The organism is Paraburkholderia sp. BL18I3N2, from assembly GCF_003001875.1.
GTDB classification, from domain to species: Bacteria; Pseudomonadota; Gammaproteobacteria; order Burkholderiales; family Burkholderiaceae; genus Paraburkholderia; species Paraburkholderia phytofirmans.
This window is the reverse complement of sequence record NZ_PVNC01000003.1, coordinates 156,095-173,961: the sequence shown is the minus strand read 5'-3', so window position 1 is coordinate 173,961 and position 17,867 is coordinate 156,095. Positions and strand designations below refer to the sequence as shown.

General features: G+C 59.4%; 19 protein-coding genes, 1 tRNA gene and 2 pseudogenes. 12 read left to right on the top strand and 10 right to left on the bottom strand.

Annotated features, from left to right (window positions below):
* Positions 1 to 28: 28 nt before the first annotated feature.
* On the bottom strand, positions 29 to 325 hold the full coding sequence (locus B0G75_RS10395; protein WP_106304169.1) for a DUF1330 domain-containing protein: 297 nt from the start codon (positions 323 to 325) through the stop codon (positions 29 to 31).
* A gap of 160 nt (positions 326 to 485) precedes the next feature.
* Here B0G75_RS10395 and B0G75_RS10390 point away from each other — a divergent pair, with 160 nt between their 5' ends.
* The 7 genes and pseudogenes from B0G75_RS10390 to B0G75_RS40160 all read left to right on the top strand — a co-directional run.
* Positions 486 to 1,892 (top strand): NAD-dependent succinate-semialdehyde dehydrogenase, encoded by a 1,407-nt coding sequence (locus B0G75_RS10390; protein WP_106304166.1) that lies wholly within the window; start codon positions 486 to 488, stop codon positions 1,890 to 1,892.
* A gap of 45 nt (positions 1,893 to 1,937) precedes the next feature.
* On the top strand, positions 1,938 to 2,822 hold the full coding sequence (locus B0G75_RS10385; protein ID WP_106304163.1) for a 3-keto-5-aminohexanoate cleavage protein: 885 nt from the start codon (positions 1,938 to 1,940) through the stop codon (positions 2,820 to 2,822).
* Positions 2,823 to 2,950: 128 nt separating this feature from the next.
* Positions 2,951 to 3,430, top strand: a complete 480-nt coding sequence (locus B0G75_RS10380) for a tautomerase family protein (protein ID WP_258194362.1) — start codon at positions 2,951 to 2,953, stop codon at positions 3,428 to 3,430.
* Positions 3,431 to 3,694: a hypothetical protein gene (locus tag B0G75_RS41235; RefSeq protein ID WP_258194361.1), complete on the top strand. Its 264-nt coding sequence runs from the start codon at positions 3,431 to 3,433 to the stop codon at positions 3,692 to 3,694. It begins immediately after the preceding gene.
* Positions 3,695 to 4,275: 581 nt separating this feature from the next.
* Positions 4,276 to 4,770 (top strand): DUF305 domain-containing protein, encoded by a 495-nt coding sequence (locus B0G75_RS10370; protein WP_106304160.1) that lies wholly within the window; start codon positions 4,276 to 4,278, stop codon positions 4,768 to 4,770.
* Positions 4,770 to 6,260, top strand: coding sequence for a YncE family protein (locus tag B0G75_RS10365; RefSeq protein WP_106304157.1), 1,491 nt, complete (start codon positions 4,770 to 4,772; stop codon positions 6,258 to 6,260). The genes B0G75_RS10370 and B0G75_RS10365 overlap by 1 nt, the downstream gene beginning before the upstream one ends.
* Positions 6,251 to 6,337: pseudogene (locus B0G75_RS40160) on the top strand (hypothetical protein); the annotation flags it as partial. The gene B0G75_RS10365 and the pseudogene B0G75_RS40160, both read left to right, overlap by 10 nt.
* Before the next feature lie 350 nt (positions 6,338 to 6,687).
* Here the strand turns inward: B0G75_RS40160 and B0G75_RS10360 are convergent.
* The 4 genes from B0G75_RS10360 to B0G75_RS10345 all read right to left on the bottom strand — a co-directional run bounded on the left by B0G75_RS10360 (position 6,688) and on the right by B0G75_RS10345 (position 8,556).
* Positions 6,688 to 6,763: transfer RNA gene (locus B0G75_RS10360), tRNA-Lys, on the bottom strand.
* A gap of 47 nt (positions 6,764 to 6,810) precedes the next feature.
* Complete coding sequence (locus B0G75_RS10355) at positions 6,811 to 7,374, bottom strand: Hsp20/alpha crystallin family protein (RefSeq protein WP_106304154.1); 564 nt, start codon at positions 7,372 to 7,374, stop codon at positions 6,811 to 6,813.
* A 302-nt stretch (positions 7,375 to 7,676) separates the two neighbouring features.
* Positions 7,677 to 8,084: an Hsp20/alpha crystallin family protein gene (locus B0G75_RS10350; RefSeq protein ID WP_106304151.1), complete on the bottom strand. Its 408-nt coding sequence runs from the start codon at positions 8,082 to 8,084 to the stop codon at positions 7,677 to 7,679.
* A gap of 28 nt (positions 8,085 to 8,112) precedes the next feature.
* Positions 8,113 to 8,556, bottom strand: coding sequence for an Hsp20/alpha crystallin family protein (locus tag B0G75_RS10345; RefSeq protein WP_106305577.1), 444 nt, complete (start codon positions 8,554 to 8,556; stop codon positions 8,113 to 8,115).
* Positions 8,557 to 8,800: 244 nt separating this feature from the next.
* On the opposite strand from B0G75_RS10345, the gene B0G75_RS10340 reads away from it, so the two are divergent.
* Together B0G75_RS10340 and B0G75_RS10335 are read left to right on the top strand one after the other, a co-directional pair.
* The gene (locus B0G75_RS10340) at positions 8,801 to 9,184 is read left to right on the top strand and encodes a hypothetical protein (protein ID WP_106304148.1); all 384 of its coding nucleotides are present in this window, start codon (positions 8,801 to 8,803) and stop codon (positions 9,182 to 9,184) included.
* 98 nt (positions 9,185 to 9,282) lie between these two features.
* Entirely contained in the window at positions 9,283 to 9,660 is a 378-nt protein-coding gene (locus B0G75_RS10335) for a hypothetical protein (RefSeq protein WP_106304145.1), read from the top strand.
* 192 nt (positions 9,661 to 9,852) lie between these two features.
* Here the strand turns inward: B0G75_RS10335 and B0G75_RS10330 are convergent, their stop codons facing one another.
* The 4 genes from B0G75_RS10330 to B0G75_RS10315 form a co-directional block, all read right to left on the bottom strand.
* On the bottom strand, positions 9,853 to 10,038 hold the full coding sequence (locus tag B0G75_RS10330; RefSeq protein ID WP_106304142.1) for a hypothetical protein: 186 nt from the start codon (positions 10,036 to 10,038) through the stop codon (positions 9,853 to 9,855).
* Positions 10,039 to 10,272: 234 nt separating this feature from the next.
* Positions 10,273 to 10,611, bottom strand: coding sequence for a hypothetical protein (locus B0G75_RS10325; protein WP_106304139.1), 339 nt, complete (start codon positions 10,609 to 10,611; stop codon positions 10,273 to 10,275).
* A 257-nt stretch (positions 10,612 to 10,868) separates the two neighbouring features.
* Positions 10,869 to 12,077 (bottom strand): hypothetical protein, encoded by a 1,209-nt coding sequence (locus B0G75_RS10320; protein ID WP_258194357.1) that lies wholly within the window; start codon positions 12,075 to 12,077, stop codon positions 10,869 to 10,871.
* A gap of 854 nt (positions 12,078 to 12,931) precedes the next feature.
* Positions 12,932 to 13,237 (bottom strand): hypothetical protein, encoded by a 306-nt coding sequence (locus B0G75_RS10315; protein ID WP_106304133.1) that lies wholly within the window; start codon positions 13,235 to 13,237, stop codon positions 12,932 to 12,934.
* 1,294 nt (positions 13,238 to 14,531) lie between these two features.
* Between B0G75_RS10315 and B0G75_RS10305 the strand changes: the two genes are divergently transcribed.
* From B0G75_RS10305 to B0G75_RS10295, 3 genes and pseudogenes are all read left to right on the top strand, one after another.
* Positions 14,532 to 14,762 (top strand): YqjD family protein, encoded by a 231-nt coding sequence (locus tag B0G75_RS10305; protein WP_374956887.1) that lies wholly within the window; start codon positions 14,532 to 14,534, stop codon positions 14,760 to 14,762.
* Positions 14,763 to 14,790: 28 nt separating this feature from the next.
* Positions 14,791 to 14,952 (top strand): annotated as a pseudogene (locus tag B0G75_RS41230) (GlsB/YeaQ/YmgE family stress response membrane protein); the annotation flags it as partial.
* A gap of 17 nt (positions 14,953 to 14,969) precedes the next feature.
* Entirely contained in the window at positions 14,970 to 16,634 is a 1,665-nt protein-coding gene (locus B0G75_RS10295; RefSeq protein ID WP_106304127.1) for an alpha-amylase family protein, read from the top strand.
* A gap of 61 nt (positions 16,635 to 16,695) precedes the next feature.
* On the opposite strand, the gene B0G75_RS10290 is transcribed toward B0G75_RS10295, so the two are convergent.
* The gene (locus B0G75_RS10290) at positions 16,696 to 17,685 is read right to left on the bottom strand and encodes an exo-alpha-sialidase (protein WP_181309221.1); all 990 of its coding nucleotides are present in this window, start codon (positions 17,683 to 17,685) and stop codon (positions 16,696 to 16,698) included.
* Positions 17,686 to 17,867: the final 182 nt, after the last annotated feature.

The following is a 17,867-nucleotide window of genomic DNA, read 5'->3' as shown; positions in this document are numbered from 1 at the left end:
ATGACCTTGGTGGTCACTTCGGAATGTGTCAATCTTCGAGGCCGGCGACTACGCGTGCATCTCTTTCGGCGCCGTCTCCCAATACCGCCAGCGCTTCCTGATAGGCCTCACTCTGAAACGTGGCGAGAGCCAGCTCGAAGCTCGGGAATTCGACGACCACGGTCCGTTCCTTGAGACCCGCCTGGAACGCAACAACTTCGCCGCCTCGCACCAGAAACTTTCCACCCGCCGCCTTCACCACCTGTGTCGCAAGGACCCCGTACGCCGCGAGCTTGCTTGCGTCATGGACCGCCCGATACGCTGCCACCCAATATCCTTTTGCCATTTCGCTTCTCCGGTTGAAGGCACATGACAATGTTAACAGCACAAACATCAATATCAATGAGGGTTTTTCCTGGCTAAAAAAAGCTGGTCTGAGCTAGTGTTAACGGTGTTAGCATAAGCCGACGCAATGACTCGGTGCCAACCTTTTCGTGGAGAACTTCATGCCGTACACGACTACCAATCCTGCAACAGGCGAACTGCTCGCCACCTACGACGATATATCCGACGAGTTGCTGGAAACGAAGCTCGCTGCCGCGCAGCGCGCTTTTGAAACTGACTGGCGCCGTCGTCCCGTGAGCGATCGGGCGCGCATCGTGTCGCGCGCGGCGGCGCTGTTGCGTGGGAACGCCGACGAATACGCGGGATATCTGACGCTGGAAATGGGAAAACGTAGCGGCGAAGCTCGCAAGGAAGTGGAATCGGCGGCAAATATTCTTGACTACTACGCAAAGCATGCGAATGCCTATCTGCAACCCCGTCCGCTCGCGGAAGCGCCCGGCGCGGCCGTGCACATCGAACCAATCGGCGTGCTTTTCGGGATTGAGCCGTGGAATTTTCCGTACTACCAGATCGCGCGCGTAGCCGGCCCGCAACTGATGGTCGGCAACGTCCTGCTGCTCAAGCATGCGGAAAGCGTGCCGCAGTCCGCATTGGCCTTTGCCCGGTTGTTCGAGGAAGCGGGCGCGCCCGAAGGCGTCTATACGAATCTGTTCATCTCGATCGACCAGGCCGGTCGAGTCATCGACGATCCGCGCGTCCAGGGCGTCACCCTGACGGGCAGCGAGCGCGCCGGCTCCGCCGTCGCCGAGCGTGCCGGCCGCAATCTGAAGAAGGTCGTGCTCGAACTGGGCGGCAGCGATCCGTTCATCGTGCTCGAGGATGCGCCGCTTGATTGGGCGATCCAAAGCGCCGTCGCGGGCCGCATGCTCAATGCGGGTCAATGCTGCGTTGGTTCCAAGCGAATCATCGTGGTCGGCAAGGCGCGCGGCGACGCTTTCCTTGAAGGCTTTGCCGCGCAGATGGCAGCGCTATCGACGGGCGATCCAGCGGATCCGGCCACCGCAGTCGCACCGCTTTCGTCGGAGCGCGCATTGAATCTGCTGCTGGAGCAGATCGATCGCGCGGCTTCGCACGGCGCGCACATCGTGTGTGGCGGGAAGCGCGTCGAGCGCCCGGGCTTCTATTTGCAGCCGACTGTCCTGACCGACATCTCGCCACAGAATCCCGTGTTCGCCGAGGAGCTGTTCGGCCCGGTCGCCGCCTTTCACGTCGTAGAGAACGAAGCCGCCGCAATCGCGCTCGCCAATGGCACGCCGTACGGTCTCGGTGCGTCGGTGTTCACCGCGGATACCGAGCGCGGCGAGCGGGTCGCCGCGCAGATCGACAGCGGGATGGTGTTCATCAATCAGCCGTTCGGCACGGCGGCGGAACTGCCGTTCGGTGGTGTCAAACGTTCAGGTTTTGGCCGGGAGCTGTCTCAGCTGGGTTTCGACGAATTCGTCAATAAGAAGCTGATCCGGGTTGCACCCGTTGGAGCTGCGCCGTTCGGCCCCGCGCGGGCCGCGTGAACGCGCGATGGTAGTGCCTATTTTCATTTCCTTTGAACGAACATCATGACAAGCAAGACGATTATCAGCTGTGCACTCACAGGAAGCGACGATACACCGCGGCTGAACCCGGCGGTGCCCGTGACGCCCGAACAAATCGCCAACGAGGCCATTGCTGCATGTGAAGCCGGTGCGAGCATCGCGCACATTCACGTACGGGATCCCGGAACAGGCGCTCCGAGCACCGAGTTGTCGCTCTATGGAGAGGTCGTTTCGCGTATCCGCGATAGCGGGTGCCCGATTTTGATCAATCTGACGACGGGCCCAGGCGCGCGTTTCGTCCCCAGCGACGAAGATCCGAATCGGGGTAGCGAACTCAGTACGATGATGACGCCCGAAGCGCGCGTGCGGCATGTGCTCGAGTTACGTCCGGAAATCTGCACCCTGGACATTGCGACCATGAACTTCGGCAGTCGCGCATTCGTGAACGTGCCCGACCATCTGATCAAGATGGCAAGCTTGATTGAGGAAGCGGGCGTGAAGCCGGAAATCGAGGTATTCGATCTTGGCCACGTGCGTCTGGCCCGCCACCTGATCGAAACGCAGGGCATTCTGCAGGCCCCACTGTTCCAACTATGTCTTGGGGTGCCATGGGGCGCGTCCGCCGACACTGAGAGCCTTCTGCAGATGAAACGCTATCTGCCTGAGAACGCTCGCTGGTCGGCATTCGGCATCTCGCGTGCTCAATTTCCAATCGTGGCGCAGAGTGTGATTCTCGGAGGACATGTCCGCGTCGGCCTCGAGGACAACCTTTATCTTGCCAAAGGGGAACTGGCGCCGGGCAACGCCGCACTGGTCAAACGCGCGGTCAGTATCGTCAAAAGCATTGGCGCGGACGTGGCAACACCTGAGGAGGCTCGCAACATACTCGGCCTTTCCCGTCGCCAATAGATACGGGACTGACTTCACTAACAATGCTGCATCGCGAAAGCATTGGCTTCAAACGGTAGCCTATCCTTTGGCTATTCATACCGCCGCCTCACTCATGTCTGGTTCATCCTTTGTTTCAGGAGACCTGGATGTTCCAGCATAAGAAACGCGGCATCTATCGATGCATGGAGAGAAAAATGCCTTTGTGGAATATCTATCATCCCGTCGGTGCCTACACGGCGGAAGACAAGCGGGAGATGGCGAACCGAATTGCCGATATTTACATCATCCCTCGCTTCTATGTCGGCGTTCTGTTTCACGAACAGCCGAAAGACTCCTTCTTCATGGGGGGAGAGTCGCGGGACGATTTTGTCAGAATCCGATTAGATCAATTCGCCAGACACATCGCCAAAGACCCCGTATGGACTGAGTCGTGGTTGCGCAAGGCGAACGCTGCGATTGCGCCATTTGTTCAGGAGCGGGGCTATCACTACGAGCTGCACGTCGGCGAAACGCCGCGAGAACTGTGGTTGATCGATAATATTCGACCACCTCGGCCTGACACGGAAGCTGAGAAGAAATGGAAGCTGGAAAACCGGGCGTCGCCATTTGAGCCGGGCGAGGGTTGAGTGCATCAGTCAGGTCCGCAACTAGCCGGGGCTGGAACTCAATCGACTGCGGTGAAAGCCGGGCTTTCGCCGCAGTTTCTCCGCAGGGACGATATCGCGAAAGGTTGGGGCGGTGACGTCACGTCGGCAGATGCCTTCTCCCACTATTACTCCTATTTCACCCGCGACGAGGACTACTTCGAAGCCAATATGGCAAAGCTGAAGGTCCCCGTGAAGGTGGTGTGGGGCGAGCAGGATATCTATCAGCAAGGAAATGGGCGTTGAGTATGCGAACCGTAACGGGGTGAAGCTTTCGGTTCTCCCCAAACTCGGCCATTTTCCGCATCTGCAAGCGCCTGAACAGACGGTGGACGAAGTTCGGGCCGCGTTTCTCGCGGTCGAGCGCGACACGGGACCGCAATAGCGGCAACGCCGCCCGCGCATTCACGAATAGCCTGAGCAATTGACGAAGGGCCCGCCGGAGCCACAATTGCACTTTGAATCAGGTGTAACACGACATCCCTTCGCAGCGATGAAGTTGCTGCTACACCATCGGGCAATTGTTCACGCACCAATCACCGCCTAGAGTTGTTATTCATGAGCAACGTCTCGAATCGCTGACGTAGCCCAAAAGCAGCCGGTCGTACCACGTCATCGGCGCGCCTCGGGTGCAGGCGGGAAGGCCAACGCAAAGGGGACAGGCTCCGATGGCCGTCCGACCTGCCGCGGCAACAACAACTGGATGCCGATCTGCCCGATCGGCGCCATGCAGCATGGGATCGTGCACGTCGAGAAGGCCGTATGGGCGAGGGGCGGAGCGCGAGGAAAACGCCGCGATGTCTGTTTGACACAACCGGAGAGCCGTGGTGCGTACCCCAACTTCTCATACCGAGCGGACGATCCTGAGCATCGTTATTGCGCTGACAATTTCGGCCATTTGCGGCGCGCCTGCCGCCGCTGCGCCTGTGCAAACTGCGGCGTCCGACGAAGCGCCCTTCCTGGCAGAGAACAACACCGCTATGACGAGGATGATGGACGGCATGTCCGTCAAGCCAACGGGCGACGTCGATCGAGATTTCGTCGAAATGATGGTGCCTCATCATCAGGGCGCAATCGACATGGCACAGGCTGAACTGCGCTACGGGAATAACGAACAGTTGCGCCGCATCGCGCAAGAGATCGTCGTCGAGCAACAACAGGAAATCGTGGCCATGCGCGTCGCTCTCGGGCAGCCGTTACCGCCACCGGCCCCTGCTCCGAACCAACAAAAACCAGCTTCTGTCCCTGCCGCGCCCGGCCACCCCACGTCCGGTCCTGTGATGCGAATGGATACGCCGAACCCTTTGCGCGAGGAGCAGTGATGAACCGCCAATCGACTTTTACAAATACGTTGTCGGTAGCTGCGCTAGCCGCAGCGCAATTCGCTTGGGCCGGACAGGCGCCGGGATCGCTATCCGATCGAGACATTCCTGTAAGCCACCACGATCGCGTCTATGCTGCCGAGCAGTTTTCGAACACGGTGTCGGTGATCGACCCGGCCGACAACAGGCTGGTTGGCGTGATTCGTCTCGGCGATCCCTCACCCGGCAATTTCAGTCCGTTGTACAAAGGCCAACTGCTCGTGCACGGCATGGGTTTCTCGCCCGACCATCACACGATTGCGGTTGTCTCGATCGGATCGAACTCAGTTTCATTCATCGACACGCAGACTAACGCCGTCAAGCATGTCACCTACGTCGGCCGTTCGCCTCATGAGGCTTTTTTCACTCCCGATGGAAAAGAAGTCTGGGTCACCGTGCGAGGCGAAAACTACGTCGCGGTACTCGACGGCAAGACGTACGAGGAGAAAACTCGCATTACCGTCCCGGCAGGCCCCGGCATGCAGATCTTCTCGCCGGACGGGAAGTACGGTTATGTCTGTTCGTCCTTCAACCCGGAGACTGAGGTGGTGTCCGTCGCCGATCACAAGATCGTCGGCACGGTCAGCCAGGCCAGCCCCTTCTGTCCCGACCTCGCGGCGACGCCCGACGGCAAACAGGTCTGGTTCACGCTCAAGGACACCGGCAAGGTCCAGGTATTCGATGCAATGCCGCCATTCGCGCACATCAGAACGCTGGACACCGGCCCGATCACGAATCACGTGAACATCGTGCATAACGCCAAAGGCACGTTCGCGTACGTCACCGTTGGAGGGCTGAACCTGGTCAAGGTGTTTCGAACCGACGACTTTTCGCAGGTCGCGACAATCCCCGTCGGCAACCTGCCTCATGGGCTATGGCCATCGGGGGATGGCAGCCGCATCTATGTCGGCCTCGAGAACGCCGACGCGATGACTGCGATCGATACACTGACCAACACCGTCATCGCGACCGTGCCTATCGGCCAGGCGCCGCAGGCTGTCACCTATGTTCCAAATGCGGTGCCGGAAGGTGACGGTACGCAGAACCTGCAGGCACTCGGTTTGGCGGGTCAGAGCGTCCATATTGCAATGGTGCCGGTGGGGGCGGGCAAGACGGCGGATGCCGCAAACGCACCTACGACGGTCGCGCTGTTCGACCAGGGGCTCGTGCAGGTTCTCCAGGCCGCTGTCACTGGCCTGCAACCGAAGCAGCCCTATGTACTCGGTCTTGCCGATAATCCGGATGGGTCGGGGGATGTGCAGGTGCTTGCGGATTTCATGTCCAATCCGGCCGGCTCGGCGATCGTCAATGCTCTCGGCCAGATTCGTCAACTGGTCACACCGGGAGTGAGCACCGCCGCAGACAAGCGCCGCTACCTCGTGGTCGCCCCCCAGGTGTCGGGTAAGCCCGGGGCTCCCGTGCAGGTGCAGTCGCTTTCGCCGGCGCGTTGATGGTCATCTATGTCTTCTTCGGCGGCATGACGGCGACTACCTGGGTGCAAATCATCAGGCCGGTCACGCTGGCCTGCCAGGTGTTGCGGTGGCGATAGATGCTCAGCATCTCGGACCTCCGCCGCCGGCAGCGGGCGGGCAATGACGTTCGCCAGCCAGTGGGGGAGGGGGTGGTGACGGCTCATGGGCTGCTCCGGTAGTGGATGGAACAGCGTGTAGCCCCGGGTTTTATCCGCTGGCGAGTGGCCAGTGACCGACGGACGACGAACCTGATGACATGAGCTGGCTGGCGCGCCGGAGCGCAACCGTACGCAGTTGCAAGCGTGCTGGCGCAATCCACCGCAGTCAGTTCTGCCTCCCGATCCTTTCGGAGCAGAAAAAACAAAGGGCCTGCTCGCGCAGCCCTTGTTTTTCCAGCACAATTCTTTGGTAGGCCGTACTGGATTCGAACCAGTGACCAACGGATTAAAAGTCCGCTGCTCTACCAGCTGAGCTAACGGCCCGCCTCGCCCAATATCCGGCTGCCATAAGGGGATTGTTTGCTGCTTGCCTAGCCGATATCGATCGTGCGACCCGCAGATCGCGCGGGCTCCGTTTTCGGTACGGTCAACGTAAGCACCCCGTTGTCGAACTTCGCCAAGGCGTGGTCAGGGTCGGCGTTTTCCGGCATCGGGATCGTGCGCGTGAAGCTTCCATACGCGCGCTCCAGCCGGTAGCAGCCGTCTTCCTCGCCGCGCACATCCTGCTTTTTTTCGCCGCGCAGCACGATCGCCCCATCCTCGACGCTCACGTTCAGGTCTTCGCGCTCCATCCCGGGCAGTTCGGCGGTCACGCGCAGTACCTTGCCTTCGTCGACCACGTCGATGCGCGGCTGGAAGCGCGACGAACTGAAGTCGCCAAACCACCGTTCGAGCGCGCCACGGCCCGCGAACGGGTCACGAAAGAACTCCTCCAGGGCGCGCCACGGTTCGCCTGAGAACAGCCGCGGTATGTCAGGCCCGGGGGCACGCCACTGTTCGCTCGCCGGTGGGCTTTCCGGGCCGTCCGCATCGGACTTGCGGGCTGCCCCGCGAAGGAACTTGAAGGGATTCCACTTTTTCGGATCGGTGTTCATCGTATCCTCCTCTAAAAAGTCCGGCAGGAGAAACGGATTCCTGTCTGTACGCCGAAGACGCGATTCTGTCGCCCGAGATTTCCGACTGCGTCTCACGAGCGACCGGCATGAATAGCCATCATGAACGGACTGGCGCGTCCTGAAGCTCTCGCACCAGACACCCCGTACGCCGACCGCTTATCCGCGTCCGCGTTCCTGTATGGCGTCCTGCATCCGGGCCTCCATAGTCGGAAGGTTCGGAAGGTGGCGGCCAGACGGCCGCCACCCGGCTTTCTCCTGCCGTTGCTGCCCGCCTGCCGACTTCAGTCCGTCCGCACTTCGATCCGGCGCGGCCGGGCTTCGTCGCGGCGCGGTATCGTCAGTTTCAGCACGCCGTCCTTGAGGTTTGCGTCGATTTTCGATGCGTCGAATTCAGCCCCCAGCGAAAAAGCCCGTGCGAAGTGAGGCTGACGGATCTCCGCGTGCTGCAGGCGCAACCCCGCAGGCGTGGGCACCACCGCCTCCGCCTCGATGTACAGGTTGCCATCGTGTACCTTCACATCGAGCCGGTCCTTTGTCACGCCGGGCAGGTCGGCCCACAGGGTGATGCCCTGGCTGTCCTCGAAAATATCCACCGGTGGCGTGAGCGTGATCCGGCGTTGTGACTGCTCATCTTCGCGCCGGCCCACCGCCGTTTCATCTTTCCTGGCAAGTTCTGTCGTGTCGTTCATGATGTCCTCCTCGAGTGTCCGACGGGTTTCATTGGACGCTAATGGCGCGCGGCTTCGATGTTTCCCGCTTGCCGATACTCACGGTCAGACAGCCATTGGTGTACTGCGCCGTGACCTTGTCGGGATCCGCGTGCTGCGGCAGTTCAATGACGCGCCGGAAAGCGCCGACGAACCGTTCCTGCGCGTAAGTGCGCGTGTCGTCACCAGCCGCTTCCGGCTGTGCGCTCACGCGCTCGCCGCTGATGCTCAGCAGCCCTTTGTCAATCGACACATCGAGCTTCGCCGGATCGACACCCGGCGCGAACGCGACGATCTCGATAGAGTCGTCGGTCGAGCCGATGTTGACCTGCGGGAACGCGCCGAAGCGCCCGGAACGGATGCTGGAAGGGAAACCGCCAAAGAGGCTCGCCATCTGCCGTTGCAGACGGTCGAACTCACTGAAAAGGTCGTTCCCGGAGTAGAGATCGCTCATGGTCATTTCCTCCTGAAAACAGCAGGAAGACGAACCGGCCTACGCGCTCCAGTCCGTCTGCCGTGCTGCGGGCAAACAAATCGAAACACGCAGCGCGCCGGACTGCTGGCGCGACTGCCTGAGCGGAATTCAAGATAGGATTTCAGGCGAAAATTTCAAGGGGGTATTGCAACTTTTCTGTTCTTGAATTCAGGCGGCCAATCCCTATTTTCACGACGCCCCTGACGAACCATGCGAGGACACCATGGAATTCGCATACGATTGGCTCACCCTGGGTCGGCACCGGATCCGGTTACGCTCCACCAAGGGCTTCCCGACCGAGACGATGCGCACGGCGGTCGAGGTCATCCGGCTGGCGATCGACAGCAACATGAGCGCCCGTGCGCGGCTGGTTGAAGTGGTATTCCAGCAGGAATCCGCTTACGAGATTGCTGTCGGCACCACGTTCGCCGACGACCGGCTATGCGCGCAGCAGCTGGAAACGGCAATCGCGACGGTCCTGGGCCTGCAGCCCGCGCAGATCGATATTGTCGTGACTGCGGTCACGCAGGAAGAGGTCGATCTGCACTTCGGTGTCTACGAAAGGATGCTGGCTGAAAAGCTCGGCGTGGTGCCGCCGATCCGATGACCGTAGGGAGGATTGCACCGTTACCCAGCCGCCGGCGACGTCCCGCCCGTGAGTTGCGGGCGGGGTGAGGGCGGCGGATGTCGAAGGAGGACACTGCCATGAAAAAGAGGTCCTATGCGCTGCTCGCCGCGGCTACGCTGGCGGCCGTCGTATTTCCGGCGGAGGTGAGGGCTGCTGCGCACCCGCTGCGGCCATTGCCTTTACAACAGGACATCTGGATCGCGGGCACGATCCAGAAGGGCAACGGAAAGTACGCGGCGGGAGACTACACGACCATCCTGCTTGACCGTCCGGCGGCTTCGCCCTGCAACGACAAGGTCGTGACTGACATCCTTCTTGGGAACGGTAGTGCGCCCGACCCCACGATCCTGTTGCCGTATCTGCACCAGCGGGTCACCGTGAAAGGGCGCGTGATGTGTCCGGAGACCGGCATTCAGTTTACGCCCGTGCCAGACTTCGTATTTCCTCTGTACTGACGGTGGGGTTGGGGTGCCGTCGTGAACAAGAAATTGCTCGTAATGCCCTTGGAAAAAATGCTGACCGTCACAACGACCCGTCGGGTGAGGAGGATCGGTCGGTATCGGGCAGCGCGGATAAAGTCACCTGAAGCGAATTCAAAGTGGCCCCTCGTTGGAGGAGCCTTAAGGTACGAAATCACCGTGTTTCTGTTAGTACGTTACAGAAGCGCCACTGCCAGTAAAACTGTGCTGGGTAGGAGCGTCATTTGCATAGTCGGAAACGGCCTGGATGATGTTCACGATCTGTTGCGGCAACCTGCCGCCGCTGACGGCGGTCATTGCAGTACGGTCCATCTCGACGGCTACGGGGAGGTCTTTGATTACCAGGGCGTTCATTTCGATTCTCCAAGGGCAAATTAGTCAATCAGGAATGTCAGAGCTTGTTTCGAGGATGTCGCTACTCCTCGATGAGGATAAGGGCAAAGTGCGTGCCAAACGGTGGCGCCGCGGTAAGCGATCGCGCAACTAGTTGAAAATATTGAACTTTAATGGCGACCAGCCCGAATTGGCAGGCAGACGTACACGCTGCGGCCGGTGGCTCAGATCCAACTCTCCGCCTGGCGCTGTTGGTTAGATCGCGACATATTTGGTCCGTCTACGTATCCGGTGTTTGCACGATGTTCTCGAGCTTTGAATCCGGTCGATCCTGACGTCAATCAGTCTGTCGCGGACATTCTGGCTTCCCGCTGGATTGCTATCGCCCACGATGGCAAAACTGCGCTCACGCTCCTTCGTGCCGGCGCTTTTGAATTCACTTTCCTTGACGAGAACCTGCCCCGCAGAAAAGGCAGTGCTGTCGCATGGTCGGTCGATGACGCTGACTGGAATGTGCTGCCCGATGTAGTCATCGACGCATTCGGGAAGCAGTGCGACCTGCTCGCGGTCATCGCCTTCAACGAATCGCTTCATGAGTCACCCGGTCTCAACGCGTTGATTCAGTGCAGGCGACCAATACGTTTTCACACGCCTTGGCCAAAGCGAGCCATGTAGACCTCGCCTGCGAGCGACCGTTCCAGCGACGATGAAAGCCGGCGTTAGCGGCGCTCCAGATCCGTAACCTACCGGATCGTGGAGCGTTGGTGGCGCGCCCATCGAACATTGTCGAATCGTCTCGGTGGTGATCGTCATCCAATCCGGGCCGCCAGGCCATAACCCGTATCGGAAGACTAGCGGGTCGAGAACACCGAGATACCGCCATTCGGGAACCCTGCCGCGCCGGGCTGGAACGGCACATACACCTGCCCGAGCGTGCTGTCGATGGCGACAGAATGCGCCCCTGTTCCCACCGGAACCTTAAAGAGCAACTGCCGTGACGCGCCATCGACTACGCCCATCTGCGGGCTAAATCCTGAGGCTGCAGCGGTACCGCTGGTGACGTAGTGCCGAGCCGGCAGGAAATAGCGGTTGGATGCCGGATCGTAATTGACCTGGTCTACTCCACCAAATGGCAGGGTGGCTTGTATTGCGCCACTCGCACGATCGAGGATGAGCGTGATTAGAGGGGCGCCTGCCGGCGGATCGCACCCAACGAGCACGTCGTTATTCGGGCCAAGGACGATCCCCGACGGGCCGCATTTCCCTAGTGGAAACGACTTGCTGACAGAAGGACTGCCTGCTACCGCGGAACTGGCAGTGATGACGTCGAGCTCGCCGTCAGGATTGGCGGAGGTCCCGTCATTGTTGATCAAAAAGCTCTTCGTGGCAGGATCATATGTGCACGCTTCGAGCCCAGACGAACCGTTGAAACGAAGCTTTACCACCGCCGTTTGCGTCAGCGTAGAAATGAACGTGACGAACGGCGGCGAGTCTCCGGGGCTGGTGTACATGACGAGATGATCGTCAGGATCGTAGCAGCCCTCGTCGACGCGCGATCCGGAATTGCTGACGGCGATTGTGTTGACTGTCCTTTGCGCGGCTGTATCGATCACCTTCACTGAGTCGACGTCGCCGACATAGATCGTGTTCGTGCCAGTAATGCCGACAATTCCGTCGGGACCGGACTCATTGGTTGTGGCGCCGGCGCCGACGAATGGCCCTGGGATCTGTGCGATCAACGTATTCGATCTGGTGTCGACGACGTCGACTGCCTTGTTATTACGGTCGGTAAGGAAGTACTTGCCGCCCTCGATGTAACCGATGTCGAAACTAAATGGTGGGCTGGAAGCATTGGGCACGGCGATGTTCGTCAGTAGCTTCGGCGGTGTTGGTGCACTGACGTCATCTCCACCCCCGCAGGCGGCCAATGCAGCCGCAGTGAGCAACATCAAGGTCATCATGCGCTTTTCCATCGATTCGTCTCCTTTCTGTTTATCGGCTAGCCCGTCGGTGCGTTGATCGGGCCGCGTGTTGAAATTTGTCCAACTCCAGAACGACATTCCTCGAAGAACCATTTCTTAAGGAATCTTAAGAAATCGGCGCTTAAAGAAATAACCACATTTTTTGGATTCGGCTGCGCAGTGTATGAATTGTGGCGACAGACCGGCTGTCTGGCTTACACAATGGAGGCGCGACGGAAAATCGGAAAGTAAAACTTATTTATGGTCTGCATTACGCGGACGCTATACCCGTAATGAATCTGAAACTTCCATAGACGTGGCGGTGACATGCCGGGTGCAATCTCGCGCTGCAAATTTGCCGGCTCTGCGCAGCGTGGCGGAGCGCAGTTAGCCACACATGCCAGGTCACACAGGTGTTTGGTTGAGGGCATCACTAAAGGCATTAGTCGATCGCGCCTGGCACGCACGTCTTACCCGTGGGGGCCTCGGTCGAACCCGGCAGCGACGGCCTCAAGGGCGGATTGGTGGCTCCCGGCGGCAACCCGGGGCAGGCAGCGCCGACGTCTATCGGCTGTCGGGCTCACAGGGTGGGCAGGATGGACGCACGTTCGGCGGCTATCCGCAGTGATACCGGGCGAGTGAATGGTTCTATCGCAATAGGCCGGCGCAAATAGTCTGAGTCGCGGCGACGACAGGATGCTAATGATCGAGGCACTACAACAACCGATCGGGTTCTCCGACCGCGCCCGATCGCATATGCGCACGCGCTGAGGGCCAACTCGATATGGTGATCACCTCGTTGGTGACCAGCCTTCCCTGTCGCTCCGGCCCGAATGCCGCCGGAGCTTGTGCGTTTCGGGTGGAGTGGCTATCAGGCGTGTTGATTTCGTGACCGCGAGCGTGCCGCCACCGGCATCGCTTACACGATGCCGCGCGCAGCACACGCGGGTCGGTCAGTCCTCGTCCCATCCACGGCGCTCCCGCCGCTCGCGTTCGTGCTCGTGATGGCGCCATTGTCGTTCGCGCCACTCCTGCCGTTCATGCCACTCGCGCTCGCGCCAGTCATCGGCGTAGCCATAGGCGGCTACCGGAGCAGGCGCATAGACGATTGGCGGCGGCGCCTCGTAGACTGGCTGCGCCGGTACGAACACTGGTCCCGGAATGCCAATGCCGATGCCCACGTCTACGTGAGCTGAAGCCATTGAGGAGGCCACCAATATCGCACCGCCCACAATCGCTGATATTAAATTCTTGCGCATGACTTTCGTGTCGTCCGTATGAGAATTGATGCCAGTGGAGATTGAACGCAGTGTAGGGAGGACTGCGGAATGCAGGTGCAAGAGGGTTGCGATTTTGGTAACACGGCGTAACGATGCGCAGCCTTAAGGTTGCCATAATGATTGCCGTGTAGCATACGCGGTCCGGGCCGCGTGGCCAGGCGGATCCTGCCATAAGATGCCCCGCCGTCGATTGCTATCGCTTTCGCGCCGGCAAATTGTTAGTGCCGCCACTATTGTCTGGCTGTGTCTGGGACCCTCGGCGGTCTGCGCCACGATCCTGACGCGCACTGTCGTCGCTCGAAGCGTTTTTCTTCGTGGGCGCGGAATCGGATGCCATGCGATTCAAGGTTTGCAATTGCAGCAGCTTTAAAAGGCGGTCGCTCGATTCCGCATTGCTCGCACTGGCCAGATATGCGCACATCACGCAGACCGTCAGCATCCATCTTGTCATCATAGTCATTATCGTCTCCAGGCGGACCACGGCAGGCTATTTACACGTGCCGCTTGATGCTTATTTCGACAGTGATCCGCTCGAAGAACCAGGGCAGATCACGATCAAGAAGCCAAGTAGGCGGCCCTGTAGGGATTGGCGAGTTGCGCCGGCAGCGAGCGCGGGTGTTTGAGTAGGTAGCCAAATTGCGTATCATGGGGATGCCTAACAATATCTGCCACGACCGCGATGTCCACCGTGCGCCCCATCGCCACCGAAGCCAAAGTCTATGCCAACGTCCGAGGCCGTCGTCAAGTAATAGGCGGGCGCATATCGTCGAAGCTTGGCGCAGGCTCATATGCGGACGGCGGCTCGAAACCTTAGCCATACGGCGGAGCCGGAGATACAGCCGGCCAGTCCGTCCCCCAATAAGTAAATAGTCTGATCATGGTTTTCTCCTTCTGTTATGAGTTAGAGATGCGAAGAACGGTCTTTGTTCGATATCTGCGCGGAGGACCTGATAAGTTGTATCGAAGGTTGCAGACGGAAAAATAACAACGCTGATGTGAGCCCGACAGAGCGTACCGAGCCGGTCTTAGGGTTTCCATAAACGGCGCGCGCAGTATTCCGGTCCGTGGCCGGTCCAACGCAGCGGGGTCACGTTTAGCGCGTGGCTGAGCCGTGACATGGCGAACAGAAATAGATGCGAGGCCTAGCCGGTGTTGGACCTTGAGCGTCGGTGCCACAAACCTTGGGACTCGAGGGGTTGCTAATGGCGACGCCCACGTCGAATGTTTTCACGAGGCACGCCACTTGCTGAACCTTGGAACATTCAAACGAAACATGGAGGTTGAAATGTCCGAGTCACACCAACCCACTACCGCAGACCGACTAAGCAGTTCACAGACGCTATCCGACCTGAAGGACAAGATTGCGGGTGCGCAGGAGGCGGTCAAGACCCGGTACCGTGTCGTCTCCGAATCGACCGACGATTACGTTCACGAGGCTCCGTGGAAAGCGGTTGCGATGGCACTCATCGGCGGACTGATCATTGGAATGCTTGCTCGCCGCTAACGTGGTCTGGTGTTATAGGAGAAGAAACCTGGACGCCGTCTCGCATCGAATCATTTTTTCGCTGATTATCGGAGGTATCGCCGGCGCACTGGCCGGTGGTATCGTCGACGGCGGCGCCCTCGGCATTGTCGTAAACATCATCGTCGGAATTGTTGGCGCCTTCATAGGAGGTCGGCTCGGCGGAGCGCTCCACGACACTCATTGCGCATGTTAAACGACCTCTGGTACAAAAACGCGATCGTCTACTGCCTGTCGGTGGGCACCTACATGGATGCGAATGGCGATGGCATCGGCGATTTTCAGGGCTTGATGCGCCGGCTCGATTACCTGCAGGGCCTCGGCATCACGACGCTCTGGCTGATGCCGTTTCAGCCTTCTCCGTGCCGCGACAACGGCTACGACATTTCCGACTACTACAACGTCGATCCCCGCTATGGCACGCTCGGCGACTTTGCCGAGTTCACGCACGCGTGCCGTCAGCGGGGCCTTCGGGTGATGATCGATCTGGTGGTGAACCACACGTCCGATCAGCACGCGTGGTTTCAGAGCGCGCGCCGCGACGCAAAGTCGAAGTACCGCGACTGGTACGTGTGGTCGAAGAAGAAGCCCGCGAACGCGACAGACGGCATTGTGTTCCCCGGCGTGCAGAAATCCACCTGGACTTACGACAAGGAAGCAGGCCTCTGGTATTTCCACCGCTTCTACGAATTCCAGCCCGATCTGAACACGGCGAACCCGTACGTTCAGGCGGAACTGCTGAAGATCATGGGTTTCTGGATCCAGCTCGGAGTATCAGGTTTTCGTATGGACGCGGTGCCCTTCGTGATCGCGACAAAGGGCCCGCAGGTGCGGCGGCCTGTCGAGCAGTACGACATGTTGCGGACGTTCCGCGAGTTCCTGCAATGGCGTAAGGGCGATGCGATCATCCTCGCCGAAGCAAACGTTCTGCCCGATACCGACATGCAGTATTTCGGCTACGAGGGCGAGCGACTGCAGATGATGTTCAACTTTGAGGTCAATCAGGCCACGTTCTACACGATGGCAAGCGCCGACACTGAACCGCTCACGAAGGCGCTTCGCGTAACAAAGCCGCGCCCGGCGACAGCGCAATGGGGCGTGTTCCTGCGCAACCATGACGAACTCGACCTGGGACGTCTCACGCCAGAGCAGCGCGAGACCGTATTCGCCGCATTCGGACCGACGCCCGACATGCAACTCTACGAGCGTGGCATTCGCCGAAGGCTTGCGCCGATGCTCGACGGCGACCGGCGTCGCCTCGAACTCGCTTATAGCGTGATGCTGACGTTGCCGGGAACGCCGGTCTTTCGCTACGGCGACGAGATCGGGATGGGTGACGACTTACGCTTGCCGGAGCGCGAATGCGCGCGCACGCCGATGCAGTGGTCGACCGAGCCGCACGGCGGTTTCACGAAGCACCCAAAGCCCGTCGCACGGGTAATTTCAGGAGGGCCATACGGCTTTGAACGCGTGAACGTCGCAAGCCAGCGCCGCGATCCAGATTCGCTGCTGAACTGGATGGAACGACTGATCCGCATGCGCCGGGAGGTGCCCGAGATCAGCTGGGGTGACTTCTCGATACTGCGGATATCGCGCAAGGACGTGCTCGGCTTGCGCTACGACTGGCGCAACAACTCGGTGGTGTGTCTGCATAACTTCAGCGCGGCCGCGTGCACGGTCAGTTTCAAAACCGGGATACGCGATCCAGGCGACGCCCGGCTCGTCAACCTGCTCTCTGATGAACACAGTCAGTCCGATGCAACCGGGCGGCATACGGTGGTGCTTGAGCCCTACGGCTATCGCTGGTATCGCGTGGGAGGTCTCGACTATCTGCTCAAACGCAGCGAAATCTAACAGGCCGTCGGATGAGGCGCTCGGCCGGTACACCGCTTCGTCAATGGGTGTGCTGAGAATCTCACTGACGCTCAGTCTCGAGCAGCGGCGTTTGACGGAAAGTACGAATCCTTTGGGGATCTACGACGACATGCTTTATGTGAGTTTTTTTCCATGTGTACGTAATGTGAACTTTGCCGTCCGGGGTCTGAATAACCGCCGGGTAGGAAAACTCCTCATTTGCTTCGTTCTCAATGTCCAGCACGTTGCTATAAGTCTGATGATCGGCCGAAATAAAGATGGACAGCTTATGCCGGTCCCAGCCACCTTCGACGTAAGGCAGGGGGTTCGCGACAATCAGATCGCGCCCATCAGCCAAGGTCACGCCGTCGAGACCTGAGTTCGGATTCGGAATATTCAACGGCGAGAGAGAGCTCCATGTCTTTCCCCAATCTCTCGACCTGGTGCTGAATACGAAGCCGTTTTTCGTTCGCACCAATGCCTGCAGGTGTCCATGACCGTGATCGAGGATGGCGGGCTGGATCGCCTGGATCGGACGCGAGCCGACCGGCGGGTACACAACCTCCCACGTGTTGCCGCCATCCAGTGAACGCTCGAAGTGAACTTTCCATCCATCATCCTCGGTGCTGCCTCCGGCTATCACCACTCCATTTGATAGTTGGACGGGCTTGTTTTTCGCTGGACCCGAGACACCTGGGCCCAAGGCAATCGGTTTTGACCATGTCCTGCCACCGTCAATCGAGGTCATGCGCAGAGGATGCCAATCGGCAGGCAGCTTTCCCCGGCTGAAGAACAACATCAAGGGGCCGTTGTGGGGAGCAAAGAGCACCGGATTAATTGTCGTCCGCGCTCCACCTTCGGGCGAGCCGCCATCGGCGACGCGCTCAGGCTCTGCCCAGTGATTGCCGGAAAAGCGCGCTACCCACACGCCGACGTCTTTCCCTGCTTCTTTATTGCCCGCCAACCATGCGGCTACCAGACTGCCGTCTTTGTAGGCGATCGTCGAAGCGTGGCAAAACGATACGTTCTGCTCTGGATTGACGAATTCCATTGAAAGAACGGCGCCAAAATTATGTCGGATTTCCGCATGTGATTGGACTGAACAAAGACAAAGGATTGCGAGAGAAAAATGTCGAAAGAATAAGATTCGCCGCGTCATACACATTGAGCCGATGGAATTTGTTATGGACAAATTTCCCGGACGTCCGAAGTTCGTTGGGCAACCTGTTGCCA